The 504-nt window shown below is 60.5% G+C and carries 1 protein-coding gene; it reads left to right on the top strand.

Annotated features, from left to right (window positions below; translation table 11 throughout):
* Positions 1–211 precede the first annotated feature (211 nt).
* On the top strand, positions 212–460 hold the full coding sequence (locus tag ACYVHB_RS32955; RefSeq protein WP_005053817.1) for a glutaredoxin domain-containing protein: 249 nt from the start codon (positions 212–214) through the stop codon (positions 458–460).
* Positions 461–504 lie beyond the last annotated feature (44 nt).

The following is a 504-nucleotide window of genomic DNA, read 5'->3' as shown; positions in this document are numbered from 1 at the left end:
GCCGACTGCAGGGGCCTGTCGGCCCGTTCTTTTGCCGTGAAGCCTTCGGCAGCGTACGGTCGGCCAACCTGCGCGCTAGTGCTTTCGCGGCATATCCTCCCTCGCTGCGCTCAGTCCGGTATTCCACGGTCACTAGCACTCCGGCCGTCCTCCCTAGCGGCGAATGAATTCGCCTTCACGGCAAAAAAACGAGGGGTGGGAGGATTACCAAATGGAAGCGCTAACCGTCTACACGACCGGCCCGCAGTGTGGGAAGTGCCGCATGACGAAGATGATGCTCGACAGCAAGGGCGTCCCCTACGTCGAGGTGAACATCACCGAGAACCCCGACGCGCGCGAGTACGTCACCGAGGAGCTGGGCTACACCGTGGCCCCGGTTGTCGTCGTCGACGATGACGATCACTGGTGCGACCTCCGACCCGACCACATCGAGCGGGTAGCCGCTCACTTTGCCGCCTGAGAACAGTAGTAAATAACTCTATTACCGCTTATACTGGTAATACC

It is taken from the genome of Spirosoma arcticum, assembly GCF_054779955.1.
Note: the sequence above shows the minus strand (reverse complement) of the source record. Positions and strands in the feature narration are given on the sequence as shown.

Bases quoted from the DNA above. Each gene is read 5' to 3' on its own strand.
- ACYVHB_RS32955 (WP_005053817.1), top strand. From the start codon at position 212: ATGGAAGCGCTAACCGTCTACACGACCGGCCCGCAGTGTGGGAAGTGC.